General features: G+C 35.2%; 29 protein-coding genes and 1 riboswitch. Of the genes, 21 read left to right on the forward strand and 8 right to left on the reverse strand.

Translation table 11 applies throughout. From position 1 onward, the window contains the following. Positions 1 to 57 precede the first annotated feature (57 nt). The 4 genes from JBW_RS11260 to JBW_RS11275 all read left to right on the forward strand — a co-directional run bounded on the left by JBW_RS11260 (position 58) and on the right by JBW_RS11275 (position 2753). A complete protein-coding gene (locus JBW_RS11260; RefSeq protein WP_007956513.1) occupies positions 58 to 843 on the forward strand; it encodes a class I SAM-dependent methyltransferase in 786 nt (261 codons plus the stop codon). A gap of 3 nt (positions 844 to 846) precedes the next feature. Continuing rightward, a complete protein-coding gene (gene miaA, locus JBW_RS11265) occupies positions 847 to 1800 on the forward strand; it encodes a tRNA (adenosine(37)-N6)-dimethylallyltransferase MiaA (protein ID WP_007956511.1) in 954 nt (317 codons plus the stop codon). Between the two features lie 25 nt (positions 1801 to 1825). Then, entirely contained in the window at positions 1826 to 2092 is a 267-nt protein-coding gene (gene hfq, locus JBW_RS11270; protein ID WP_007956510.1) for an RNA chaperone Hfq, read from the forward strand. Between the two features lie 97 nt (positions 2093 to 2189). Beyond that, positions 2190 to 2753 carry an AAA family ATPase gene (locus JBW_RS11275; protein ID WP_007956508.1) on the forward strand — a complete coding sequence of 188 codons (564 nt, stop codon included), beginning with the start codon at positions 2190 to 2192 and terminating at the stop codon, positions 2751 to 2753. Positions 2754 to 2793: 40 nt separating this feature from the next. Here JBW_RS11275 and JBW_RS11280 read toward each other — a convergent pair whose 3' ends face one another. Then, entirely contained in the window at positions 2794 to 4323 is a 1530-nt protein-coding gene (locus tag JBW_RS11280; RefSeq protein ID WP_007956506.1) for a recombinase family protein, read from the reverse strand. Positions 4324 to 4662: 339 nt separating this feature from the next. Between JBW_RS11280 and JBW_RS25710 the strand changes: the two genes are divergently transcribed. Beyond that, positions 4663 to 5193 (forward strand): hypothetical protein, encoded by a 531-nt coding sequence (locus tag JBW_RS25710; protein WP_007956504.1) that lies wholly within the window; start codon positions 4663 to 4665, stop codon positions 5191 to 5193. 47 nt (positions 5194 to 5240) lie between these two features. Here the strand turns inward: JBW_RS25710 and JBW_RS11290 are convergent, their stop codons facing one another. Next, positions 5241 to 6407, reverse strand: a complete 1167-nt coding sequence (locus tag JBW_RS11290) for a type I restriction endonuclease (protein ID WP_007956503.1) — start codon at positions 6405 to 6407, stop codon at positions 5241 to 5243. A gap of 116 nt (positions 6408 to 6523) precedes the next feature. Further along, on the reverse strand, positions 6524 to 7627 hold the full coding sequence (locus JBW_RS23795) for an SAP domain-containing protein (RefSeq protein WP_007956501.1): 1104 nt from the start codon (positions 7625 to 7627) through the stop codon (positions 6524 to 6526). A 658-nt stretch (positions 7628 to 8285) separates the two neighbouring features. On the opposite strand from JBW_RS23795, the gene JBW_RS25330 reads away from it, so the two are divergent. From JBW_RS25330 to JBW_RS11305, 4 genes are all read left to right on the forward strand, one after another. Next, positions 8286 to 8459, forward strand: a complete 174-nt coding sequence (locus JBW_RS25330; protein WP_200897017.1) for a hypothetical protein — start codon at positions 8286 to 8288, stop codon at positions 8457 to 8459. A gap of 131 nt (positions 8460 to 8590) precedes the next feature. After that, positions 8591 to 8719: a hypothetical protein gene (locus JBW_RS26030; RefSeq protein WP_268747885.1), complete on the forward strand. Its 129-nt coding sequence runs from the start codon at positions 8591 to 8593 to the stop codon at positions 8717 to 8719. Then, positions 8704 to 8961 (forward strand): hypothetical protein, encoded by a 258-nt coding sequence (locus JBW_RS11300; protein WP_007956500.1) that lies wholly within the window; start codon positions 8704 to 8706, stop codon positions 8959 to 8961. The genes JBW_RS26030 and JBW_RS11300 overlap by 16 nt, the downstream gene beginning before the upstream one ends. Before the next feature lie 860 nt (positions 8962 to 9821). Continuing rightward, positions 9822 to 10037 (forward strand): LysM peptidoglycan-binding domain-containing protein, encoded by a 216-nt coding sequence (locus JBW_RS11305; RefSeq protein WP_007956499.1) that lies wholly within the window; start codon positions 9822 to 9824, stop codon positions 10035 to 10037. On the opposite strand, the gene JBW_RS26115 is transcribed toward JBW_RS11305, so the two are convergent. Next, positions 10021 to 10212, reverse strand: coding sequence for a hypothetical protein (locus tag JBW_RS26115; RefSeq protein ID WP_327078735.1), 192 nt, complete (start codon positions 10210 to 10212; stop codon positions 10021 to 10023). The genes JBW_RS11305 and JBW_RS26115 overlap by 17 nt on opposite strands. Positions 10213 to 10504: 292 nt before the next feature. Between JBW_RS26115 and JBW_RS24735 the strand changes: the two genes are divergently transcribed. The 10 genes from JBW_RS24735 (at position 10505) to JBW_RS11355 (ending at position 20541) form a co-directional block, all read left to right on the forward strand. Beyond that, positions 10505 to 10768, forward strand: a complete 264-nt coding sequence (locus JBW_RS24735) for a hypothetical protein (RefSeq protein ID WP_036680990.1) — start codon at positions 10505 to 10507, stop codon at positions 10766 to 10768. A gap of 677 nt (positions 10769 to 11445) precedes the next feature. Next, positions 11446 to 11931 (forward strand): hypothetical protein, encoded by a 486-nt coding sequence (locus JBW_RS11315; protein WP_007956497.1) that lies wholly within the window; start codon positions 11446 to 11448, stop codon positions 11929 to 11931. Continuing rightward, the gene (locus tag JBW_RS11320; RefSeq protein WP_007956496.1) at positions 11928 to 12533 is read left to right on the forward strand and encodes a GTPase domain-containing protein; all 606 of its coding nucleotides are present in this window, start codon (positions 11928 to 11930) and stop codon (positions 12531 to 12533) included. Before JBW_RS11315 ends, JBW_RS11320 begins: the two co-directional genes overlap by 4 nt. 13 nt (positions 12534 to 12546) lie before the next feature. After that, positions 12547 to 13095, forward strand: a complete 549-nt coding sequence (locus JBW_RS11325; protein ID WP_235334194.1) for a hypothetical protein — start codon at positions 12547 to 12549, stop codon at positions 13093 to 13095. Beyond that, positions 13095 to 13313: a hypothetical protein gene (locus JBW_RS11330; protein WP_007956494.1), complete on the forward strand. Its 219-nt coding sequence runs from the start codon at positions 13095 to 13097 to the stop codon at positions 13311 to 13313. Before JBW_RS11325 ends, JBW_RS11330 begins: the two co-directional genes overlap by 1 nt. A gap of 98 nt (positions 13314 to 13411) precedes the next feature. After that, the gene (locus tag JBW_RS11335; RefSeq protein ID WP_235334195.1) at positions 13412 to 14557 is read left to right on the forward strand and encodes a tetratricopeptide repeat protein; all 1146 of its coding nucleotides are present in this window, start codon (positions 13412 to 13414) and stop codon (positions 14555 to 14557) included. Between the two features lie 76 nt (positions 14558 to 14633). Continuing rightward, positions 14634 to 14721, forward strand: a riboswitch (cyclic di-GMP riboswitch). Between the two features lie 257 nt (positions 14722 to 14978). Continuing rightward, complete coding sequence (locus JBW_RS11340; protein WP_007956492.1) at positions 14979 to 15752, forward strand: PRC-barrel domain-containing protein; 774 nt, start codon at positions 14979 to 14981, stop codon at positions 15750 to 15752. Between the two features lie 124 nt (positions 15753 to 15876). Next, a complete protein-coding gene (locus JBW_RS11345; protein ID WP_007956491.1) occupies positions 15877 to 17253 on the forward strand; it encodes a VanW family protein in 1377 nt (458 codons plus the stop codon). A gap of 241 nt (positions 17254 to 17494) precedes the next feature. Next, positions 17495 to 19294 (forward strand): GTPase HflX, encoded by a 1800-nt coding sequence (hflX, locus tag JBW_RS11350; RefSeq protein WP_007956490.1) that lies wholly within the window; start codon positions 17495 to 17497, stop codon positions 19292 to 19294. Then, positions 19291 to 20541, forward strand: coding sequence for an aminotransferase class I/II-fold pyridoxal phosphate-dependent enzyme (locus JBW_RS11355; protein ID WP_007956489.1), 1251 nt, complete (start codon positions 19291 to 19293; stop codon positions 20539 to 20541). Before hflX ends, JBW_RS11355 begins: the two co-directional genes overlap by 4 nt. A gap of 77 nt (positions 20542 to 20618) precedes the next feature. Here the strand turns inward: JBW_RS11355 and lexA are convergent, their stop codons facing one another. Beyond that, the gene (lexA, locus tag JBW_RS11360) at positions 20619 to 21239 is read right to left on the reverse strand and encodes a transcriptional repressor LexA (RefSeq protein WP_007956483.1); all 621 of its coding nucleotides are present in this window, start codon (positions 21237 to 21239) and stop codon (positions 20619 to 20621) included. Positions 21240 to 21428: 189 nt separating this feature from the next. Here lexA and JBW_RS11365 point away from each other — a divergent pair, with 189 nt between their 5' ends. Further along, positions 21429 to 21740 carry a LysM peptidoglycan-binding domain-containing protein gene (locus JBW_RS11365; RefSeq protein WP_007956480.1) on the forward strand — a complete coding sequence of 104 codons (312 nt, stop codon included), beginning with the start codon at positions 21429 to 21431 and terminating at the stop codon, positions 21738 to 21740. A gap of 96 nt (positions 21741 to 21836) precedes the next feature. Here JBW_RS11365 and JBW_RS25335 read toward each other — a convergent pair whose 3' ends face one another. From JBW_RS25335 to JBW_RS11375, 3 genes are all read right to left on the reverse strand, one after another. Then, positions 21837 to 22010 carry a hypothetical protein gene (locus JBW_RS25335; protein WP_007956479.1) on the reverse strand — a complete coding sequence of 58 codons (174 nt, stop codon included), beginning with the start codon at positions 22008 to 22010 and terminating at the stop codon, positions 21837 to 21839. Positions 22011 to 22158: 148 nt separating this feature from the next. Further along, complete coding sequence (locus JBW_RS11370; protein WP_235334196.1) at positions 22159 to 22584, reverse strand: PIN domain-containing protein; 426 nt, start codon at positions 22582 to 22584, stop codon at positions 22159 to 22161. Then, a complete protein-coding gene (locus JBW_RS11375; protein WP_007956477.1) occupies positions 22581 to 22820 on the reverse strand; it encodes an AbrB/MazE/SpoVT family DNA-binding domain-containing protein in 240 nt (79 codons plus the stop codon). The genes JBW_RS11370 and JBW_RS11375 overlap by 4 nt, the downstream gene beginning before the upstream one ends. Positions 22821 to 23008: 188 nt before the next feature. Here JBW_RS11375 and JBW_RS11380 point away from each other — a divergent pair, with 188 nt between their 5' ends. Beyond that, positions 23009 to 23980, forward strand: a complete 972-nt coding sequence (locus tag JBW_RS11380) for a site-specific integrase (RefSeq protein WP_007956476.1) — start codon at positions 23009 to 23011, stop codon at positions 23978 to 23980. The last annotated feature ends 50 nt before the right edge of the window (positions 23981 to 24030 follow it).

A 24030-nucleotide genomic window follows, 5' to 3' on the forward strand; every position in this document is an offset into this window, starting at 1 on the left:
AAGATACTTTGTTATAAATTAAGATCAAAATATTTGTATTAGATAATAGGTGATGGAATGGACTTACTAGTGACAACAATACAATCCCCTTCCTGCGCAATAGAAGAATTAGCACAAGAAATAGCGAGAACATTACAAGTTCCTTTAATCTCTCGGGATCGTTATTCAATTACCGCACTAAAAAACAACTATCAAGTGGAAAATATAGTTGTCATTACGAAAAATGGTCCGATTGTCCATACACTAGGCGGTGAGTATTTTTTTCATTTAAATATGGCTGAATTGCGAATAGAAAATCTGAAAAATGGTAAAAATGACCATATGATAACAGCTATGTCATTATCTGCAGGTATGTCAGTGTTAGATTGTACATTAGGATTAGCTACGGATGCAATTGTGGCCAGTTTTATTGTTGGTCTGACAGGGAAGGTCATTGGTATTGAAACTTCACCTATTCTTGCCTTTGTCGCAAGTTATGGTTTACAACATTTTACCCATGAGAAAGAAGATATTACCAAGGCATTACGTCGTATTCAAGTGAAAAGTAAACATTGCCATGACGTTCTTATTAATTTGCCTGATAATAGCTTTGATGTCGTATTTTTTGATCCTATGTTTCGTCAGCCGATTTATAGCAGTTCAAACTTAAAACCTCTGCGCTATTTAGCTGATAATAGTCCCATAGCAGAAAGTACTTTTGCAGAAGCCTGTCGAGTAGCAAGAAAAAGGGTAGTTATTAAAGAAGCGTCTCACAATAATGAGTTTGATCGTTTAGGCATTACTACTATTTGCGGTGGAAAATATAGTAGTATTCAATATGGTGTTATTAAGGTGGAGAACTAAATTATGGAAAAGCTGATTGCTGTCATAGGACCAACTGCTGTAGGTAAAACGAAAGTGAGCATTGAGCTTGCAAAAATGTTGAATACTGAGATTATCTCTGGTGATTCGATGTTGGTTTATAAAGAAATGAATATTGGAACTGCTAAGCCTTCTAGTGATGAACGATCTAATATAACTCATCATCTAATAGACATTTTGGAACCCCAGGCAGATTTTAGTGTAGTTGATTTCACAGCGCTTGCCAGCCAACATATTACGAATATAAATCAAAAAGGAGTAATACCTATTTTAGCAGGTGGTACTGGGTTGTATGTAAAAGCCTTATTGGAAGGCTATCAATTTAATCCCACGCCTAGTGATGAGAAATTACGTATACAATTAGATGATTTAGCAAAAAAACATGGGAATCAATATCTTCATGATCGATTAGCAGCAGTATCCCCAGATACAGCTGCACGTTTGCATCCTAATGATTTACGCCGTATCATTCGTGCTTTAGAAATCTATTATCGTAGTGGTGAAACCGTATCCCAAAATAAGCTAATGGAGCAGCATAGACTTTTATATGATGCTGTTGTTATTGGGCTTACAATGGAGCGAAAGTTATTATATGAAAGGATTAATCAACGAGTCGATTTGATGATGTCTCAAGGCTTGGTAAATGAAGTAGAAAAATTGTTAAACAGTGGTATACCAGCTAACTGTCAGGCGATGCAAGGTATTGGTTATAAAGAAATCGTTAAGTACTTGCAAAAAGAAATCGATTTAGCTACGGCGATTGGCAGTATTAAACAAGCTACAAGGAATTTTGCAAAACGTCAATTAACTTGGTATCGGAAAATGCCATATATTATCTGGTTTGATGTAAAAATTTTCGATACAACAAATGAGATGATGGAAACTATTTACAAAGAAATTGCAGGAAAACGTAACCTTAGAATCGAATCATTAAGATAAAAATAAAAATCGGAGGGGTTTAACTATGCTAAATAAAGCTATTAACTTACAAGATAGTTTTCTAAACCAAATCCGCAAAGAAAACAATCTGCCTGTAATTATTTATCTTATTAACGGTTTCCAATTGAGAGGTGTCGTTAAAGGATTTGATAACTTTACTGTAATTATAGAAAATGATGGTAAACAGCAATTGGTATATAAACATGCCATATCGACGATTACGCCTCTGAGACCGCTATCATCAACTTCTCATGAAAAAAAAGAAGATAATAAATCAGATAAATCACTATAAAAAAATTCTAGGCATTTGCCTAGAATTTTTTTATCACCGTTTGTTGCATGTTGCGTATAATGTATATCATCTATAACCATAGGGTGGGGTGATTTAAATGACCTATGTTTATCCACAAGATGTTTTTACAGCTGTTGGAAATGGCGAAATTTCACCGACTCAGGCATTTAAGTCTTTGCGAGAGTTAGATAATATAACTGCTCATCATACTAAAATCGATAATCGGCAAAAGCGAATAGAAGAAATCTTATATGAATTAGACCATTTAATAGGATTGTCAGAAGTGAAAAAATTAGTAAGAGAGATTTACGCATTTATTGAAATTCAGCGTCGACGCGTACAGGAAAAATTAAATACGGAACCATTAGTACTACATATGATCTTTAAGGGAAATCCAGGTACAGGAAAAACCACCGTGGCTAGGCTCCTTGGGCAAATATTTCGTGAGATTGGAGTATTACAACGTGGTCATCTTATTGAGGTTGAGAGAGCTGATTTGGTTGGAGAATACATTGGGCATACAGCCCAAAAAACTCGAGAACAATTAAAGAAAGCATATGGCGGCATCTTATTTATTGATGAAGCATACTCCTTAGCCCGGGGCGGTGAAAAAGATTTTGGTAAAGAATCTATTGATGTATTGGTAAGAACCAGTATGTAATGACCTAAAGGAATAAATGCATATATGGTACCATGGGTTTTTATAAAAACTTCAAATCAATCGTAAATTCAGGCTTGCTATTCTTGGCATAGGTAGTGTCAATTCGTTCAACATTTACTTTATCGAGTACAGCACGCATAGCAATCTTTCGTTCTTCCTCAGAGTAATACTGAGTATCTTTGAAGTATTTATTAAGATTCATTGCAATATCTGCGGGGCTAGTTTGAGATGTAAGAAAATTCAATTCATCATTCAAGCGTTTTGTTGTAACTTCAATGTCAATAAGTTGCTTGTTAATCTCATCTAACTGTTTTTCGGCATCACTGCCATTAATAATTTGTTGCCGAAACCATCGCATAATGGTTTCCTTTTGAGTGCTTATTTTTTTCTCAGTATCTTTTAGTTTTACCAAAGTGTTTTTAATCTTTGCTGTTGCAATAGGATTGCCAATATCTTGTGCGTATTGATCAATTAGTTCGGGGTTTTCTGCCAACTCATGTAACTTATCCCATACCAATTCATCTAGTATAACAGCAGGGATACGTCTGGCTGTACATTTATCATTTTCTAAGTACATATAGGATGTGCTAACTTGCGTTAAGCAAGCATAATAGCTGACCGGATTATTGCTATTCCCCGAATGTTTGATAGTCATTTTTCTCCCACAGCGTGCACAGCAGACTAGACCATTTAGAAGATAATCATTTTTTAAATTTCTTTTTGCTAAATCCTTATTCGATTGCAGTTGCTTTTGCGCAGAGTGCCAGGTGATTTCATCGACAATAGCAGGTACTTTGATGGGTATCCATTCAGATTCCGGTCGAGTCTCAATTGTACGAGTGTTAAAACCTGTCTTGGTAGATTTGTGCTTCATACTATAAATAACGCCTCTATAGGCTGTATTCGTAAGTATGCGGTGTATGCTGGAGACAATCCAACGATTACCACGGGGAGCGGGGATACCTTCACGGTTCAATTCTTTGCTGATCAGGGCGGTACCCATTTTGTCTTTTATGCACAAATCAAATATTTGACGTATAATAGCAGCTTGATCCTCATTTATAATGTACATACTGTTAACTTTATCATAGTCATATCCAAAACAGCGCCCATTGTTTACAAGCTTACCTTGGCGAGCCTTTCCCTTCTTACCGCGGGTTGTACGTTCTTTGATTTTCTCTTTTTCATAGGCGGATATGGCGCCTCGCATGGAGTAAAATAATTTTCCTTCAGGAGATGCTTCAAAGGTAACGGAGACAAACAGTAGTTTTGCTCCGGATTTTTCTATTTCATCCGTAATAATGAGTTGGTGAGCTAGGTTTCTGGCCAAACGATCAGGGTCGTATATAACAACTATATCAAATTCTCTTCTTTCTAATCCATCACGCAGTTGGGTGAGGGCAGGGCGATCAATATACTCCCCACTATAACCATCGTCAATAAACTCAACGAAAGCTGTTGCCCCCAATTCACTTGCCTTCTGGCGATTTTCCGACAACTGAGTCTCAAGAGAATATCCTTTCTCTGCTTGATCTGTTGTAGATACACGTATATAAAGTGCTGCAATCATATATAGCCTCCTATCCGTAACAAGGTTGATAAAGTCTAATATGTAATTACAAGAAATAGATGAGATTGTTATAGTTACTAACCTATAATAATTAAAAACAATCAGAGAATAGCGTGGCTTAAGTTTGTTCAATTGCCATTGCTTGATAAAGAGAGATGTTTTTAATAATAGTTGTCGATTAATTTTGCTTTTATTTTGGTACCATCACTTTTAATTAATAATAGAACAATAGTATTTTACCACGATATTACAATATTGGCATTTATATTTGTAGAATTAAAGGAAGAAATGATCTTTCTTAGAAATTGAGCAACTATCATTAAAACATTGCTACTAAGCATGGAGGTTGCGGAAAATATTTTGAATCAATACATTAAAAAAGAAACTTGTTATTGGAGTATTCATTTCATCGCTTTTATTTGTCCTTATATGATCAACAGATTGATAATGTTGATTCAACAATTTCTAAAAGTTATTGCCGAGCATTTAACTAGACCTGACTTACTTAATCTTAATAATGACGAATTGATTTACGAAAAGCTAAAAATCCCGAATAGCGTCATAGGGGCATATGATGGAGGAAAATTAGTTGACTATCATGCTATGAACATGGTTGATTTAACAAAAGAATTGATCAATATTGATGTAAGCTGGCTACCAGGCACAGTTACTAGAATCACTAAGTTAGGACCGACTGCAGTACATGCCATACAAGCCGTCTTTATTGGTATAGTACATCAGCCCAAATACATCTTAGATGCAGATATTGCCAAATGTTTTGATAGGATTGACCACTGGTCAAACCTTTGTAAACGCTTCATGACAATTCCACCTTTTATACACAAAGGCACAGCCTGTCCATTCAAATAATGGAGTAAGGCTGTGCTTATTTCTTTTTTCAGACTAGATCATAATTGTCATTGTAAGCAAGAATTATTTTCTAAAGTAAGTTCTAAGCTTGCTATAATAAACTGCACCATGTTGCCGATATCAGCAGGAGAATTAAACGTTACTATGCTAGACTCATCTTTACTTGAGATCTTATAGTAAGGACATAGTTCATTGGTTACAGAAGCATCAAGATAGGAGCTGAAATGGCATTGGTCGCTTGATTTAAATCTTAAAAACTCATAGTTGTTAAAATTCAAAACAAGCTCATCAGGTAACAATTTAAAACTAAGCATTGATATGTCATGTTCATTATCCTGTAGAACCTTTTCAATACGAGCAAAGACACGCTGTTCGATGTCATACATTTCTTGCCTTAATTGTTCTTTCGTTATTATTACTGGTTGTTCAGGAACTATTTGGCAGGACAATGGTTCAATAGAGTGGGTTGGCTTAGGGACATTTTTTATAGTCTTTGCTGTAGTAGGCTGCAATACTTCTTTACTAACCTCATTAAAAATTTCAGATAATGTTGATAGTAGGGATTCCTTTACCAATGGACGGTATCTTTCAATGGCTCCATTTGTTAATCGTATTTTACCAGTTTGCTTGATAATTAGTCTGATAAACTCGTCAGAAGGGTCATTGAATAAATTTCTCAACACTTCTTGTATTGAAATTACAGAGGATAAGTCTTCTGCTAGTTTAGTAATAACATTGTTCTCAATAAGTTTTTTTCTAAAGTGTGATAGTGTTTGTATATCTGCTTTTGTGATTGAAGAAAAATCAATTTGAAAGAATGGAGTAGTGTCCATTATGTTTAGTTGCTTCACATCCGAAAAAAATTTATATTTAACGCCATCTGTTATAATAGCCAATTTTAATTCAGGAGTAGAGTTAAAATAGCGGCATAATTGAGCATTGTGATTATCAAGCCTACTACCGACAGGCTTAGCTTCAATAAACATAATAATTTTATTATTCTTCAATACTGCATAGTCTACTTTTTCACCCTTTTTCTTTCCGAAGTCTGCCGTATATTCAGGCTGAACTTCAAGTGGATTGAAAACATCAAAACCCAGCAGTTGTATGAACGGAATTATCAGTGAATGCTTGGTCATTTCCTCATTAGTAATATGGGATTTCCGTTGCTGGATTTGAGCAGCTAATGTTTGAACTTCTTCTTCAAAATTCATAATAACATCTCCTCGTATATTAATTCTTTCTATAACTAACCAAACTCAAAAAGTTATTCCTCACAAACTAGCAACGCATTCAATGTGGCAAAGAAATATTGTTTTGAGTTGCTTTATTACATCTCACACCCTAATTTACGGATTTCCTTCATCAATAAGTTGTAGCTATGCTCAGCAGTATATAAACTATTTTCCAAGTTGATTTTAGAGATGGTGTCTATAAATAGATCCCAAAGTGACTGTTCACTGAGAGCTGACTCTTTCTTGATAGCAACTACACGAGCTACAACTTTAGGGGCTAAAAAGCTCATTTTTTCAGAAACAGAACCAGAATCCATAAGGCCACTTAAATCTCTATAACAAACTTCCAGCAAAAATTCTAATTCTTTTGCATGATCTTTCATATCACCGTAGACGATAGACATGCCAAGGATGTTATTTCTATAGAGACCCCAGCTTTTCGATTGCTCGTATTCATATAGTCTTTTAGTGAGCATTTCTAAAAATAGCTGATAATGATTTAATAGGGGATTCTCTTTTTTAAAATTATCGGCATCCCTAACGGATATACCTATATCATTTCGATGTCTGTGAGAATACATAATATGCTGATTGTCTGCTAATATCTCAATTGCCTTATCGGTACACTCAAAATGAGAATTATTAAAGTATGCAGCAGAATCTTCTTCAGGAGATTCATTTATTATCCGGGTGATCAAATCTTCCTTTTTTCCTGTTACATTTAATCCCTTATCCTTTAAATAGCTCTTTAATTCTGGGAGCTTACATTTAGTCATATTAAATTTATAATCAGATTCTTGTAAATATCCATTATTAAATAGTTTTTCAATTACAGCTTGATAATCTAAATTATATTCATGAGTCCAATACCCCGCGATATTCGGATCTTTAATACTTTTACCATTTATATAATCTAAAAAAAGTATTTCGTAAGGAGTAAGAGGTGAGTAGTCCTTTTTTGAATTGCTAATATTGTTTATATTAATGGCTTTAGTTTTATTGCTATGTATTTTAGAAAACTCATCTGAACGTTTCATAGCTTTTTCATATGCTTCTTTTTTAAATTTCTCGATTTCTTCATCTGATAATCCGATGATGTCTCTTCTTTGCCTTTTATTCAATATTTTGCCCGAGGGTTTATTATTTTCTAGATCTTTAGTTGAGGTAAAAGCCCTTCTAAGGAAATCAAATAATCCCATGTCGCGCATCTCCTTTATTATTACTTCCTACAACTAACCCACTCCACAATCCCTTCCTCCCTAACATATCGACCAATATCATTGTCATATTCGAAACGACAAGCCTCCTCATCAAATAATAGCTGCCAAGCAAACTCATTAACCTCACGCTCAAAGCGACTAGGGAGAAGAGATATGTTCGCTCCAGCCTTTGTGGAGTAGGGCATGTCTTAATTCATGAGCATACGTTTGCCGTTACTTATATAGCTCTAGATCACTATTAATTACAATAAATTTGCGTCGAAGAACGCATAAAAACCGTGAATATGTAAAGGCAGAGAAGTTAATCTAATTTCAATTTTTAGTAATCTGCAAGCTCATTTCGTTCTAATTTGCAATCCTGCATTAACAAACACATCCTTTCGATTTATAGTTGTTAACTAAAATTATTCTATAACAGGAAGAAAAACCCTGTATTAAATTGTAAAAAAATGATGATATAAGAAGATTATTAAAGCAAAAAAGATTTTAGTAAGGGATATTAAAAGGAGTGGATTACTTAAAAGAGGTGTAATTCTGCTAAATGAAGCAATTATTGAAAACAAAAACAATTGTAAAGCGGACAATCATATGCAGCATAAACTGTATCAGGCAACGATTTGAATAGGAGGCGAAAATTTTGGAAAGTACTCAAAAGACCAATCGATCTAAAATATCGCCAGAAAAACTAAAAGAAATAAAAGTGCATTGGAGGATGCTAAATCAACCAACCCAAGAAGCGCTGAAGAATTACAATCGGATTTTAGCAAAGGCTCAACTTAGAGTTTACCACGAAGTATTTGGAAGCAAATAGCCGGTGCTCCGGCTGTAAAAAAAGTGGACAGGCGGTGATTTGGTGAGCGAAAAAAGCTGATTACATATAGGGATGGATCAGCTATTAGTGCTGTGATGCTGTGGTAGAAAAAGAATCCGTTTTAGAGGACAGTGCAACAACAAGTTACGGTACTGCAGACTCAGAGAGATCAACAGACCAATTTGCAAACTGAGGATGTGCACTTAAAAGAAGAACTTGCTGGCGTTAGAAGAGCGGGAGTGGTATGGCAGAGACATTAGATATCATCGTTGGGGGGGCTGGTGATGAGCGCTTTGGGAGTCAATCAGATGAGATTTTACCGATGGTTATTGATGCGGTGAAGCAGGTTGCTAGTCGATTTGGTGTAGTGCTTGTCATTGGTCGCGTTAAGGCCGTTCAGGAAGTCTTTGACCAAAAGCCGGAGGATGAGTCCGTGGAAGTATTGGTGCATAGCTCAGATGCGCTTTTATTTACTGCTAAAACGAAGAGCATTCCACCATAAAGTAGAAATGGGGTAATAGAAGATAAGGTGCCCAGCACCTTATCTAAAGTGACAATATCTATCAATTATTTACCTCCTGTAAAAGTCAAGATAGAACAGCATATGCGGAAGGTAATAAAATGATTCCTATTAAATTGGAGGGGAGAGAAAATATCATGAATCAACGGTATTGGTAGAAAGCTAGATAATTATGCTCCTATTTTCTCGTCAGATTGCCAAGGATGAATGCCATGGGATTGGATTTGTAAAGTCGAAGCCAACTGGTGTAATGGCTGAATGTAGTTGTAAGCAGAGGTTTGATATAGCCTGAATAAGATCATCATCGTACTTTTATTTTCTGGGAAATATTAGGATATTTGTATGGTGATAACTTCACTTTCCCACTAGGGAGGGATGAGTGTGGGACCATGTGTGCGTTGTGGTCGGTTAAAGGATGATGTGGAGAATACTCGCTCTCATTGCCAGCAGCGTAAAGAAAACTGCTGTTAATTCAGAGGTACGCAGCCAGATCGATAAGGCTGTTAAGTGGCGGCGCAATATTATAAAGGATTTCGGGTGATTCAGAACCAGCTTGGGGAGATATTAGTGTTTCCAACTGCGGTACCTATAAAGGCTGAGCATATGACTGATCTAAGAAACATCAAGAATATTGGCCATGATTACAAAGATCCATGTCAATTGATTGATTAGATAAAAAAAGAACAAGACCAGCTCCGTTGATGGTCTTGTTCCAGGAGAATATGTACAGGCTCCATTGTTATGGTCACCTGTTGGAAGAGAATATGTGCACAATCATATTATTGCCAATTAAGGCATAGGATATACGCGGAAGGAGTAAGTAAGAGGAGATGGCGTTGAGAATGAAGCAGTTTATTCTGATGTTAGCTGTAGTGGCAATGCAATATACAGTGAACTCTGGTGACACACTGCAGTCTATTGCTGAACAGTATTGCCAAGGGGATGATCCGCGTCAGGTTGCGGAGTTTCGCGAGGGAATCAGGGAGCTGAATTATGACGTGATTGGTGAGAGTGATGTGTGGGAGGGGGTAGTTTTAGAAATTAATCGGTGGATGTGAAATGAAGTTTTATAGCAAGAACTAGATCATCTTGACAGCTTTTCGAAATGGAAGATCTAATGATACGTATAAACATCAAAAATAATATCCAGTCAGCTACATAAGAGTACCAAGAAGTCCATCCATGGTGATGAGCCATATGCCCTGTATTGATATGGATGTATTCAATAAGCACCGCGAATAACGTCCATGGGAAAATATAAGTAAATAGATCTAAAAGTCGTCGCGTTTTTGGAAGCTATTGGATATAGAGATAAGTAACAACAGCGTAAATTTCAATAGCGGAATCATTCCAGAAGGGCAGCACAGTAAAAATCCGAACTCCCAACTGCTTACCAAAATGTAGGTGGTTCTTTTTTTGATCAAATAATTGATCAAATAATTGATCAAATAATTGGAGCCATTTCACTTAATTTTACATATTATATATAGAATAATGTGAAAAAGAGGTGATAAAATGAATAGCTTTGAATCCGATCGCGATTGTAAGTGCCACATTGAGATACATCACCAATGTCCAAAATGTCATCATGAGTGTGAGAACGATTGGCATAAATGCCCTAAGTGTGATCATGACTTCCATGATGAATGCGAGTGTCCTAAATGTCACAAGAAATGTCACAAAGATTGTCATAAGTGCCCATGGTGTAGTTATGATTTTCATCATGACTGTTGTTGATATTATCGTTGCCAGCGCCCTATGGGGCGCTTTAATAATGCAAAAAAAATAAACCACGTTTTGGTGGAAACGTGGTTGCAAGAAGAAACTGTTTGGCAGATTAGTTTAGAGAAATTAACAACTAGAAGAACAATCGTTATCGCAGCAGAAAAATAATAAAATAATAATTATAATAATAATACAGCCGGAACCGCCGAAGCCATTGCGACCGCCTCCAAAACCTAGACCCATAAGTACTCCTCCTTTATCGTCGATTAATATATTGTATGATAGCTAAACAGAAGAGGTGAGTATCATGTAAATATAAACGGTTGCCGGATGAAATATAGATAGATGGTTGCTAATTTTACGATTAGAAATTACCTTTGGTATACCTTTAGAATACCTTTAGTAAATATTAAAAACATTAATACAAGAAGCTTGTACTTTCTTGTTTATACAAAAACGCTAAGGTGAAAATTAAGTTAATATATGGCTGAAATGTAGCTCCTTGATGGGGGCTTTTTTCTTTAAAAAGCTATCAATTGCCACAGGACCAAAAAAGTAAAATGAAGATGATAATTATAAAAATAAACCAAATACCCCTGCCATTATAGAAATTCATAAATATTCCTCCAATCTTTAATTATGGTCAGCATGGCGGTGATCGATATGTTTCTGTGAAGATGCAGAGGAATTCAGCAGTAAATGGTTCATGGAACGAAAATGAGAATAACTCCTTAGGCTCATGTGCTTAGGGAGTTGGTTTGCTATACACATATTTACATATTAATAAAGGAAAGTATCTATTTTACAGGTCTTTATATATATGTCTTTGTAAAATCAATGGAAGATCATAAAGAGGAACTAATTTTAATTTTAGCCGGCTATCAAAAAGAAATGGAATTTTTCTTACAGACCAATCCGGGTTTGCGGTCTCGTTTTCCAATACATATCGATTTTCCAGACTATAACCAACAAGAGCTTTTACATATAGCAGAACAACTATGTGCCAAGCGGCAATATACCTTACCGGCAGATACTAAAACATTATTATTAAAACTATTACTACAACACAGTAGTAATAATGACAATTTTGGCAATGCTCGGACTGTTCGTAATCTGATTGAAAGAGCAATTCGTCATCAAGCTGTTAGATTAATGTCAAAAACGAGCATTACTCGACAAGAACTAATATTAATTGAACCTGTTGATTTAAAGGAGGTAAAGGAGTGAGGGAGCTTACTGTAGTTGGCAGGCCAAATTCGGGTAAAACAATGTTTACTCTCAATTTTGCCTCTTATATTGGAATAAAAACAGTAGATGTGACCTTCCGTACATACGATGATTTAATCACATGCCGACATTTTTCTATTGAAGATGCGAAGAAAGAGCTTTGTAGTAGTACAATGCATAAAACAAAATCCTTACAATCATTAATACTTAAAATTACTCTTGGAAAAACAACAGTAAATTTCAAACTTACAGATACTTGTGGGATTGGAGAAAAAATACATCAAGAAGAGAAAATTCGTCGTGGCATGGCGCAGACAATTGGTTTAATGCGCTGTGCAGATTTTATTTTTCATGTTATTGATTTATCCTATATCACTAAAGAATATATAAATAACCCTAGCACTATCGATCGCGAGATATATAATTATGGTTTATTTCGTAATTCATATGCAATATTGGCAAATAAGGTAGATATACCTTTTGCTAAAGAGAACCTTACTCAGCTATCTTCGATATTTCCCAAAGCTACGATTATTCCGATATCAGCATTGCTAAGCCAAGGTTTAAAAGAGGTGAAGACCTGTGTTGCCCGCAATGTGTGAATTTATCAGTATAATGTTTTCTGTGATACTTTCTGCCATTGCAATTAAATTAGCTGATGATTATTTAGATCAAGATATGGATAAATCTGAAAAGAATTTCGCAACCGCGCTAGGAAAAGGCAGTATGCTATATGGTATGGTATCGATGGCTTTGGCAGCAAGCCTAAATACTCCGATAAGTATTTCCCTATTTCTTGCTAGTTACATAATTGGTATGTTTCATGATCTAAAAAGTCATTTTCCGAGCCGGCTCAATGGATTTCAAGAGTCAATTCTAATATTTATAGTGGGTGTTTTCCTTTTAGGATGGAAGATGATCTTATTCTCAATTTTTTTTGTTATATCAATACAATTAATAGACGATTGTATAGATGATTCTAGAGATGAGTTAATAGGGCACCGTAATTGGGCTCACCGCCTTGGTAGAATTGAGTGTTTTTTATTATTTCTATTAACTTTATTAATTTCTTGGCTAATTAACGAGGAAATATTTCCTGCAGTGTTTTTGGGCGCCGTTGTATTCTATAGTACAATATTGTATTATCAGAAAGGGAGATTATAATGTTATGGACAGGAATAATCATGGTAATTGCGCTGTTAAGTGGATACATATGGGGTAAACGCGATGGGATGCTATCTGTCAATCAGCAAAGCTTAGTAAGCGTTCCTTTATTATTAAGACAACAATCGTTGGAAAAAGGCTATTGTATCTTATGTCATGAACCTAGAAAGAAGCGTATTATTTCCAAAATCAGTGGACAGCAAGGTCGACGTATTTGAAATTCTTAGTAATTATTGATAGCAAAAAGAGGAATTTATAAGATGAGTATATAATATAAGGAAATATCACATTATTCTACAAAATATTCACAATTAGAATGTTTGATATTCAAATAATTTATTTATGGTGGGGTTTGATGCAATATATCATAATTACGTCATTATCCATAGTCATTTCTGCATATCTTATATACGTGTTAACGAATAAGCTATTAAATATTCGGCTGAATGTAAAACCTCTTATTTTATGTGTGTGTTGTGCGCTTTTAGTCAATATTATTCTGCCACGTATTATTATTGGATTTGTTGGTGTAATAGGAACTGTAGGTATATTAACAATCATTACAATCGTCTTTGCATTTAGCATTGCACAGTATAATGAAAAATTTAAAATGTATTCCGAAGAAAATAACGGAGAGTCTGTGACAAAAAATATAATAAAGGAAGCTGAATCTTCAGAATATGGAGTGTTATGGGAAAAACCAGAAATTATAATAGCTGCAGCCGTACCAATACCTATTGTAGCTAGCTCTTCTGTAAGAAGTATGGCAAAAAAGACCGATATTAAATCTGAGTTAAAAGAAAAGTCTGTGATGCTAAAGGAAGATGATGCTAATAATGTAATAGCATTAGAAACTGAAGTGTTATCTGTTGATATAGCAGTTTCTGACATGCATATAGATCCTATTTCCACATCAGAGAAACAAATTGTCAAACTAATAGACAAGAGTGAAGAGCTAGAAGAGGTCTATGAGCTGAAAGATGAAAATCGGAATGTGGAGTTAGAGGAGAATAGTGAGATGGTACAAGTTGAAGATGAATTACAGGTGCCCATTAATGTGTTTGACTCTTCTTCAAGGGATTTAGATGGTTTAATTGATTCTGCATTTATATATAAGGAACAGCGCAATTTCATTCAAGCCCTTAAGGTTTTTCGCCAAGCTTTGATTTTATATCCGAATAGTGAAGCGGCACCATTTTTAGTAATGGAAATCGGTACTATATTAAAAAATAGTGGTCAATATAATGAAGCAATTCACGTTTTTTGTGAGGGCAGAAAGCTTCCAGGAGTACAAAAAAACACTATGTTTGATTTGGAATTCATTAAAACAATTGCCTATTTACGTATAGTAAAGAATATTTTACTTCAGAATCGCTTAGGGGATATTTCATTTAAGAATATTCCGGGGACCGTACTAAAAGAAATTGATTCTGAATTTCGCGAGTGGCGAAATTCTACGTAAATCTACAATTTCTAAATAGCACAATTGGGATGTGTAAAAATAAACGTTATATTTCATATTATATAGAATTAATAAAATAAATATTTAGCAAACTCATCCAAAGGTGGGGACGCAAAGCTATGGGTCTAAGGGATTATATATCCTATGATTGCCAGGTTGCCGATTCAATTAAGAATTGTAATTAGCACAGTGCATTATAGATAGGTGCTATTTTTTATATATTTTTCTAAATTAGCGACTAGATTAGTATATAGTCAATAAATAGAGATACTAATGGCGGGAAATTTAGAACGATTGGTAAGAATACAGAGTAAAATGCTCTTGGCGAAGTGGGAAGAGTGCTATAATAAGGTTAAGAAATTGACTAACTGCTTCGATGAATGATAAGAGGATATTAAATGATAATTAAGGGGCGCTATTCATGAAAAAAAGTGTTGAAATTATTGGATTGCCAGTTATTAGCATCGTTGAGGGTACAGAGCTTGGAACAGTTAAAAGTCTTCTTATTAATCCTGCAGATGGATCTGTAACAATACTAATTGATGATTCCAAATGGTATTGGGGAGCTAAATTTTTGCCTTTGGCAGCTGCTACTGGGTTAGGAGAATACGCAATAACAATAGAGAATAGTGATGCAATATTAACGTTAACAGATGCACCGGAAGTTGAGAAGCTAATTGTGGCTGATCTAAAAATTATTGGGACTAAAGTGCTGACTAAAAATGGTCGAATTCAAGGTAAAGTAACGGAGTTTTTTGTTGATAATTCAGGGAAAATTGTATCTTGTGAAATAGAGGATCTTAATGGTGGAACTACGAGCATTGAGGCAAAGCAAATTTTAACTTTTGGTAAAGACGTGCTTTTTGTTTCAGATGATCATGAAACGGTAGCAGAAAGATCAACAACTACTAATATTTCAATACCTCCAGTAAGCACTTCTGTAGCTTCTGAAGTGAAACCACCTGTTATTCAAGTTAAAGAACCAGAAGATGTAAAGGTAGCTGCTAATGATGATTCTGCTAGAAAGTTTGACGAAAAAAATCGTAAATACTTACTTGGTAAAAAAGCTAGTCGCCGTATTGAAACTGATAATGGTTTGTTGATCGTAGAGGAAGGTGGTGAAATTACTGAGGAAGTGTTGCAAAAAGCAAAACTAACGGGTAGTTTTGTAGAATTAACAATGAATATTCAATAAAATAAAAATCGATATCTCTCCAATTATGGTGGTTTTTATTATCATGTTGCGAACAAATCCCCGCTATTGGCGGGGATTTGCTCTCTTGCTAGCTAATCGAATAATTGGAATGGAGTTACTAACTATGAAAATTACAATAAATCAACGTGCTAAAAATATAATGCTTTTTCTTAGCATTATTATATTATTTAGCTTAACTGGATTCATTGCCACCACTACAGCGTTTGATGTCAGTGATAGTATCTATGAAGGTGTTTTTATAGGCGATATTCCTGTGGGGGGACTATCAATTGATGAAGCAAAAAGTGAAATTATTATAAATATCAAAAATCAAACAGCTAATTCACCAAATTATTTAACGTATAAGACTCAAAAATGGCCGATTAATGCAAATGACATTGATCTAGAAATCAATGCAGATGGTCTTGTGCAGCAAGCTTATAATATAGGTCGTCTTGGCAATATAGCTAAACGTTTACAAGAAAAATTTATAGCTGTAAATTATGGATATACGATTCCGTTGTCTTTACATTATAATCATGTTAAGTTAGAAGCAATTCTTAATAGGATTGCAGATTCTATCAATAGTAACCCAGAAGATGCTTCGCTGATATATCAAAATTCGAATGTTAATATTCAGCCTGAAAAAAATGGTCATAAAGTTGATTTAGAAAAAACCTGGCTTGATTTAAATGCTATTATACATACTCGTATTCCGTTTACTCTTGAATTAACGGTTAATGAAATAACTCCTAAAATTTCATCGAAGGATTTAGCTGAAGTTGATAGTTTACTTTCTATATACACCACAGAGTTTGATCCTTATAATGAAAATCGTTCTAAAAATATTAGCCTTGCTGCTAAGAACGTGAATCACATTTTAGTTCGTCCAGATGAAGTTTTTTCTTTCAATAAAAATGTAGGGGAACGTCTATCGGAAAATGGTTACAAGGAAGCTCCTGTTCTTGTTGATGGTAAACTAGTTTTGGATTGGGGTGGAGGTGTATGTCAAGTAAGTAGTACTTTATATAACGCAGCGTTATTAGCGAATATGAGTATTGAAGAACGAACATCGCATTTTCGCCCGCCAGCTTATGTCCCTTTAGGGCAAGATGCTGCTGTTGCAGATAACCTTTTGGATTTTAAATTTAAAAATACAACAGATTCTAATATTTATATTACGACAGAGATTTTAGACAGGGAGATTATCGTCCAAATTTTTGGAAAAAATAATCCTACTCTTTCAGATATACGGATTATCGGTACGAATAAAAAAGTGTTAGAACCCAATACGATTATTAAGCAAGATCCCGCTCTTGAATTAGGAAGCCAAGTAGTAGAGTTCGCAGGAGAAAAAGGCTTTCAGATTACGACCTATAGGATTGTATTTGCTAATGGACAAGAAGTTAAACGAGAGCATTTGGCTTATGATGAATTTAAGGCGGAAGATAAAATAGTGCGTATTGGTACTAAAATGTTATCCAATCAGTTAACCAAGTAATGAATAAAAAGTAATACCTTCTGTTTAGCAAGCAGAAGGCATTACTTTTTATTACATTTGGTGCATAACAACAAAAGGAGCTATTAATAATAAGAAAGCTAGGAGAGATACCTTTTCCTATTTGTCTGTGGTAATATGTAGTATAATCAGTAGTGTCCCACAAAAAACAGTGAATTACTAGACGGTTAGTTATCTTAATCGAGCTAGCAAAGTGGAATAAGACCGAAGGAGTGTAAAACAATTGACAACTATATATGGAGAGGTCAATGGTATACGAAAAAGTATTATTAATAGGCTTGAAGAATTATATGAATTTACTATTCCCTTTGGGCAAGTCATAACAAGTGAATTAGCTCAAAAATTAATCGATTTGACAGATGACCTAAATCGTGAACTTGTTGTATATATTACCAGGAAAGGACAAGTTACTTGTGTAGCAGTTGGCGATGTCTATACCGTAACATTGCCCGAAATTGATGGGCGACGTTCTGCCAATCGATTAAGTGGTATTCGCTGTATTCATACTCATCCTAGTGGGGAGACAGAACTTAGTGGGGTAGACATAGCTTCATTAAAGGAAATGCGCTTTGATCTAATGGCTGCACTGGGGCGCAAAGATGAGATAATACAAGCAAGCTTTGGTATTATTACCAATATTGAAAATGATCAATTTAATACTCAAATGATTGGCCCTTTGTCCATGGAGGAATTTATAGATCTGGATATTACATATTTAACTGCACAAATTGAGCGCCAACTCGATTTAAATACTAAAACGAGTGCTATTGCAGAAACTGAAAGAGCTCTATTGGTTGGGCTGGAGAGGCAAGGAAAGTGGCGAATTACTGACTCATTAAAGGAATTGGCTCAATTAGCAGAGACGGCTGGTGCAGAAGTATTAGGTATGACGTGGCAAAAGAGGGATCGCCCAGATTCAGCTTTATTTATTGGACGTGGGAAAGTGCAGGAGATTAGCTTGCTGCGTCAGGAAAAAAATGCAAATCTCATTATTTTTGATGATGAGTTATCACCTGCACAACAACGCAATCTTGAGAAAGCCTTGGGTATTAAAGTTTTAGATCGTACGGCGCTAATTCTAGATATTTTTGCACAGCGTGCCCGATCTCATGAAGGGAAATTGCAGGTTGAATTAGCCCAGCTTCGCTATAATTTACCAAGATTAGGTGGACAAGGATTAGTATTATCTCGGTTAGGCGGAGGTATTGGTACTAGAGGTCCTGGCGAAACCAAGCTTGAAGTCGATAGACGTCGAATCAGAGAACGTGTAAATGATATCACAAGACAAATTGAATATATAAAAAAACAGCGTAATTTGCATCGTAAACGTAGAGAAACTACTCGTATTCCTACGATCGCTTTAGTTGGCTATACAAATGCAGGAAAATCAACCTTACTCAACCTGCTTACAGCATCGGAAGTGTTGGCCGAGGATAAATTATTTGCAACGCTTGATCCAACAACTAGGAATATTACGTTAGCAAATGGCCAACAAGCCTTAATTACTGATACAGTTGGCTTTATACAAAAGCTGCCGCACCAATTAATTGCTGCTTTTCGTGCTACCTTAGAGGAGGTTGTACAAGCTGATATTCTTCTACATGTTGTTGATGTTAGTCATCCTCAATACCAAGAACAAAGCCATGCTGTTTTTCAGGTTTTACACGAATTGAATGTAGATATAAAACAATTAATTACAATTTTTAATAAGGTAGATAAAATAGCAGATCCGAATAGCGTAAGTGCTCTTTTAAAAACAGAAAATAGCGTTATGATTTCTGCTTTGCATGGTCATGGTATTGAAGGACTATTATTATTAATTGAAAATACTATAAAGCAGAAAACCATTGAAATGCATTTGTTGATACCTTATGACGAAAGTAATGTAATAGCCAAGCTATATGATATATCAAATGTTCATTCTACGGAGTATCGTGAAGATGGTATCTATGTAAGTATTTCACTGTCTCCAGACCAAACTAATTATTTTAATCGATATACTATAGGAGTAGAACAAGAATGACTAAATTTAGTGAAGAAATACTAAAAATACGTAAACAAGCATTACAGCAGGCATCCTCTTTATTTGCTCGAGTGGATGAAATATCCGAAAAAAATACTACTAGAGTTCTAGAAATATTTCGTAACCACAGAGTATCTGATTATCACTTTCGTACTACCTCAGGTTATGCCTATAACGATGCTGGACGAGAGAAGCTAGAAGAGGTTTGGGCTGACATCTGTGGAGCAGAAAAAGCATTAGTGCGTACTCAATTTGTATCTGGGACCCATGCATTGGCTACTGTGCTTTTTGGTTTACTGCGTCCTGGACATGAACTGTTATCCCTTACAGGAGCGCCTTATGATACCATGCAAACCGTTATTGGGCATACTTGTTCCTCGCCTGGTTCTTTAAAAGAATTTGGTATCGGTTATTCAGAGCTTCCTATGATTGATAGTAGAGTAGATATAAAGAATATTGCTAGAGCTATGAAACCTAATACTAAAATGGTTTTGATTCAAAGGTCGCGAGGATATAGTATGCGAGCACCTTTAACGATTCATGACATCAAGGAATTATGTGCTTATGTAAAGAAGATTGATCCTGAATGTATATGCTTTGTTGACAATTGCTATGGTGAGTTTGTTGATATCTTAGAACCAACTGCTGTTGGTGCTGATATTATGGCGGGTTCATTGATTAAGAATCCTGGGGGTGGCATTGCTCCAACAGGCGGATATATAGTCGGAAAAAAAGAATTGGTTGAACAAACAGCTTATCGAATGACTGCACCAGGTATTGGAAGTGAGTTAGGTGCGTCACTCGTTGATAATCGTCTTTTATTCCAAGGAATGTTTATGGCGCCACATACTACAGCCCAAGCTGTTAAGGGAGCTATATTTGCTTCTGTATTTTTTTCATTATTAGGTTATAAAACATTGCCTCTTCCTAATGAAGAACGTAGCGATATTATTCAAGCAATTCAACTTGACTCTCCAGAAAAATTAATAGCATTTTGTCAGGGGATCCAAAAGTATTCTCCGATAGATGCTCATGTACGACCGGAGCCTAGTGCGATGCCAGGGTACCAGGATGCGATTATTATGGCTGCAGGTACCTTTGTGCAAGGTGCATCGATTGAGTTAAGCGCTGATGGTCCTTTGCGTTCACCGTACATCGTCTACTTACAAGGTGGATTAACCTTGGAACATGCTATAGTTGGGACTATGGGAGCTGCTGCTGAAATATTAAAAATAAAAAATGAATAGAAATAAGCCAAAGGCAACTACCTATATAAATATAAGTCGTTGCCTTTGGCTTATGTTCTATATCGCTACCTACATTGTTACATACTGCGGAAAATACCAACTACTTTACCTAAGATTGATACATTGCGAGAAAAAATAGGAGACATACTGTCATTTTCGGGCTGTAGTCGTATGAACTCTTTCTCTTTAAAAAAACGTTTTACAGTAGCTTCTTCATTATCAAGTAAAGCAACTACAATGTCATTATTATTAGCGGTTTTCTGTTTATTAACTAAAACATAGTCGCCATCTAAAATACCTGCATTGATCATGCTATTTCCTTGGACTGTAAGCATAAAGATGTTCTCGTTATTACCAATTAAATTTTTGGGAAGTGCATATGTCTCTTCAATGTTTTCAATAGCTAAAATCGGTTGCCCTGCGGTAACGCGACCAACTAATGGTACTGAAACAAATGTTTCCTGCTTCCATGGTGTTTCTCCTAATACCTCAATCGTTCGAGGTTTAGTAGGATCACGGCGTATAAAACCCATTTCTTCGATTTTTGCCAAATGACTATGTACAGTAGAACTAGAACTTAAGCCAACGGCTTTGCCAATCTCTCTTACTGAGGGGGGATAGCCCTTTACGCGTAATGTGTTTTTAATATAGGTTAAAATCTGGCTTTGCCTAGATGTTAATAAATCTTCTTTATCCACAACTTCATCTCCTAAATCAAAATAATTATTGTTATAATGATTATAATTTCAATATTATTATCATTATAACAATAATTAATAAAAATCGCAAACATTTGTTCGTTTTTATCTATTTTTACTCTTGACCGAACGTATGTACTGTGTTAAAATAAAAACAGAAAAACAAACATATGTTCGGAGGTTTGTACAGTGCATAAATTAGATACTGTTTGGATTATGATATTGGTAATTACGTCTATATTTTTATATGATACTAATTTTGAGTTTTCTAATAAATATTTAGCCTGTGCCACATATCAAATTGTTGATGTTAATAAAGGAGATTCGTTGTGGACTATTTCTGCAAGATATGTTACAGATAAAGATGATATTCGTCATTTGATTGCAGCAATTAAGCAATTGAACCGATTAGACAATAATACACAAATATATCCTGGGCAGCTTTTGAAAATACCCGTTGTTGCATCAGATAACATTAGATTAGCGAGAGAAACAAACTAAGTGCAGTCATGTACTTAGTTTGTTTCTCTTTACAGAATTAATTATTGTAGAATCAACTTATGTTAAGTTGTCGGTTTATTTTAACAGAAAGAACAGTTATCTACTTATCGTAATGGGAAAAATAACTTCTGAATTAGCGCCGTGCACTCCGCATTCCGGACAAAGCCACGATTGTATTCGTAGCTTCTTCGTTTCATTTCCAAAATGATATTCTACAGTGATATACTTTGCAACCTTTTCTACATGCTCACACCATAATTGTTTATGCATAAATAAATACCCTCCTGAAATTCAGAATTATAAGATTATTCATTGATGTATTTTATTATTCTTCCTCAGGTATTATGCAAAACTTATTAAAGATTATAAAGAGGTTTATATTCTAAAATTAAGAGGAATAACCATATTTTATACACGCTTACTCCTCTGGGATATTAAAAATAATTAATCCTGGAATCATCCTATATGCTTTAACATCAAAGGTGACAAGAGGAAAGCCATTTTCTAAAGCAGTAGCAGCGACAATTGCATGTTCGGTAGTTGTTTCAGGATATTGTATTTTTAGATTCCCTGCTTTTTGAGCAATAGAAGAAGATAAAGGGAAAATTTTCGTGGTAGTGAGAAGCTTGGCAATTACCCTGGCGTCGAGTTGAGGAATCATATGAAGCTCCATCTCTGTAATTACGGAGATGGCTGGCAAAGGAGCACTACTCTGCGCTACTGTACGTAAAAAATCAATAGTGGCTTTACAGCCGTTTAGATGAGATTTTAAGATGGATGCATCCATGAGAATTTGATTCATATTAATAACCTCCATATCTTTTAAGTCGTTAAAATCATTCAAGCTTCCGTGCTCTCCTCCCTCTTTTTCATGGCAGCGAATGTTTCTTCGAGAGCTCTTAATAATCCATCCGTATCTTTATCAATATTGACGCTTCTTCCACCTTTTAATACAATAGTTCCTTCCACCGTTTTTTTCGCAAGCAATACGTCATCTTCTTGAATTGCTAATATTTTTCTAATTTGCGATGGAATTGTTATTTGCCCCTTGGAGTTAACTTTGCAAGAATAATTCATCATACATCACTTCTTTCGTATTTGTAGTAAAATTAGGATTTCATCATTTTACTACAAATAATAAGAAATCTCAAGTGAATTACTAAAAAATCATTGACGACTCCTTATTAGTGAGATAAAATTAAATAAAAACTCAATATACGATAATTTAAGATTATCGTATATTGAGAAGTGGTAAAAAGGAGAAAAATATGAATAATATTATAATTGAAGAAAATAAAGAAATTTCTTCTGAATTATACAACTCATACATAAAACAAGGGAAAAAATTAATTATAAACTCCAAGGCGGAGAATACCAGGAAAGCATACTTTTCGGATTGGAAGGAGTTTTCCGATTGGTGTAAGATGAATAAGGTAGCATCGTTGCCGGCGGAACCGGAAACAGTTGTGGCATATTTATCCTACTTGTTTGCAGAAAATAAGAGACCTAGTACAATAGCGCGTAAGAAGAGTACGATTAGCCAAGCACATGCCACTGCGGGTTATGATTCCCCAACGACGGCTAAAATTGTAACAGATACGATGAAGGGTATTAAACGTGAATTAGGTATTATGCGCAATAAGAAAAATCCTATATTGGCTGAAGATATACAGCATTTTTGCGAGAAAAAAGATGACATAAGAGATCTTCGTGATTGTGCGTTACTATTAATTGGATTTTCCGGAGCCTTTCGTCGATCTGAGTTAGTCTCCTTAAATATTGAAGATGTTCGCTTTACGAGAGAAGGAATTCGAGTTATCCTCCGTAAATCGAAAACAGATCAGGAAGGCGCAGGGATGGAAAAGGGAATTGCCTACGGTTCTAATCCAGATACTTGTCCGGTTCGCATTTTACAAGATTGGATTGAAGCGGCACAAATCAAAGAGGGAGCGCTTTTTCGTCAAATCAATAAATATGGTCAAGTATCAAAAAAAAGATTAGCATCATCCCATTCGGTAGCTAGAATTGTAAAAGAGTATGTGCAAAAAATTGGACTTCCAGCAGGGGAATATTCCGGGCATAGTCTGCGTGCTGGTTTTGCTACAGAAGCATCTGCTAATGGGGCATCTTTAGATGACATCATGAGGCAAACGGGTCATCGGAGTGTTGAGATGGTGAGAGAATATATTAGAAAGCAGAATCTTTTTAAAAATAATGCTTCAGCAAAGTTAGGGCTATAGAAATATAGCTATCAAATATCAAATATAAAAAAATAAGAGTGTTTTATTTC

Source organism: Pelosinus fermentans JBW45 (genome assembly GCF_000271665.2).
In the GTDB taxonomy this organism is placed as follows: Bacteria; Bacillota; Negativicutes; order DSM-13327; family DSM-13327; genus Pelosinus; species Pelosinus baikalensis.

What these genes read in the sequence shown, in the direction of transcription:
- JBW_RS11260 (WP_007956513.1), top strand. Translation starts at nt 58, where the DNA reads ATGGACTTACTAGTGACAACAATACAATCCCCTTCCTGCGCAATAGAA.
- miaA (WP_007956511.1), top strand. Translation starts at nt 847, where the DNA reads ATGGAAAAGCTGATTGCTGTCATAGGACCAACTGCTGTAGGTAAAACG.
- hfq (WP_007956510.1), top strand. Translation starts at nt 1,826, where the DNA reads ATGCTAAATAAAGCTATTAACTTACAAGATAGTTTTCTAAACCAAATC.
- JBW_RS11275 (WP_007956508.1), top strand. Translation starts at nt 2,190, where the DNA reads ATGACCTATGTTTATCCACAAGATGTTTTTACAGCTGTTGGAAATGGC.
- JBW_RS11280 (WP_007956506.1), bottom strand. Translation starts at nt 4,323, where the DNA reads ATGATTGCAGCACTTTATATACGTGTATCTACAACAGATCAAGCAGAG.
- JBW_RS25710 (WP_007956504.1), top strand. Translation starts at nt 4,663, where the DNA reads ATGGAGGTTGCGGAAAATATTTTGAATCAATACATTAAAAAAGAAACT.
- JBW_RS11290 (WP_007956503.1), bottom strand. Translation starts at nt 6,407, where the DNA reads ATGAATTTTGAAGAAGAAGTTCAAACATTAGCTGCTCAAATCCAGCAA.
- JBW_RS23795 (WP_007956501.1), bottom strand. Translation starts at nt 7,627, where the DNA reads ATGGGATTATTTGATTTCCTTAGAAGGGCTTTTACCTCAACTAAAGAT.
- JBW_RS11300 (WP_007956500.1), top strand. Translation starts at nt 8,704, where the DNA reads ATGGCAGAGACATTAGATATCATCGTTGGGGGGGCTGGTGATGAGCGC.
- JBW_RS11305 (WP_007956499.1), top strand. Translation starts at nt 9,822, where the DNA reads ATGAAGCAGTTTATTCTGATGTTAGCTGTAGTGGCAATGCAATATACA.
- JBW_RS11325 (WP_235334194.1), top strand. Translation starts at nt 12,547, where the DNA reads ATGTTTTCTGTGATACTTTCTGCCATTGCAATTAAATTAGCTGATGAT.
- JBW_RS11330 (WP_007956494.1), top strand. Translation starts at nt 13,095, where the DNA reads ATGTTATGGACAGGAATAATCATGGTAATTGCGCTGTTAAGTGGATAC.
- JBW_RS11335 (WP_235334195.1), top strand. Translation starts at nt 13,412, where the DNA reads ATGTTTGATATTCAAATAATTTATTTATGGTGGGGTTTGATGCAATAT.
- JBW_RS11340 (WP_007956492.1), top strand. Translation starts at nt 14,979, where the DNA reads ATGAAAAAAAGTGTTGAAATTATTGGATTGCCAGTTATTAGCATCGTT.
- JBW_RS11345 (WP_007956491.1), top strand. Translation starts at nt 15,877, where the DNA reads ATGAAAATTACAATAAATCAACGTGCTAAAAATATAATGCTTTTTCTT.
- JBW_RS11355 (WP_007956489.1), top strand. Translation starts at nt 19,291, where the DNA reads ATGACTAAATTTAGTGAAGAAATACTAAAAATACGTAAACAAGCATTA.
- JBW_RS25335 (WP_007956479.1), bottom strand. Translation starts at nt 22,010, where the DNA reads ATGCATAAACAATTATGGTGTGAGCATGTAGAAAAGGTTGCAAAGTAT.
- JBW_RS11375 (WP_007956477.1), bottom strand. Translation starts at nt 22,820, where the DNA reads ATGATGAATTATTCTTGCAAAGTTAACTCCAAGGGGCAAATAACAATT.
- JBW_RS11380 (WP_007956476.1), top strand. Translation starts at nt 23,009, where the DNA reads ATGAATAATATTATAATTGAAGAAAATAAAGAAATTTCTTCTGAATTA.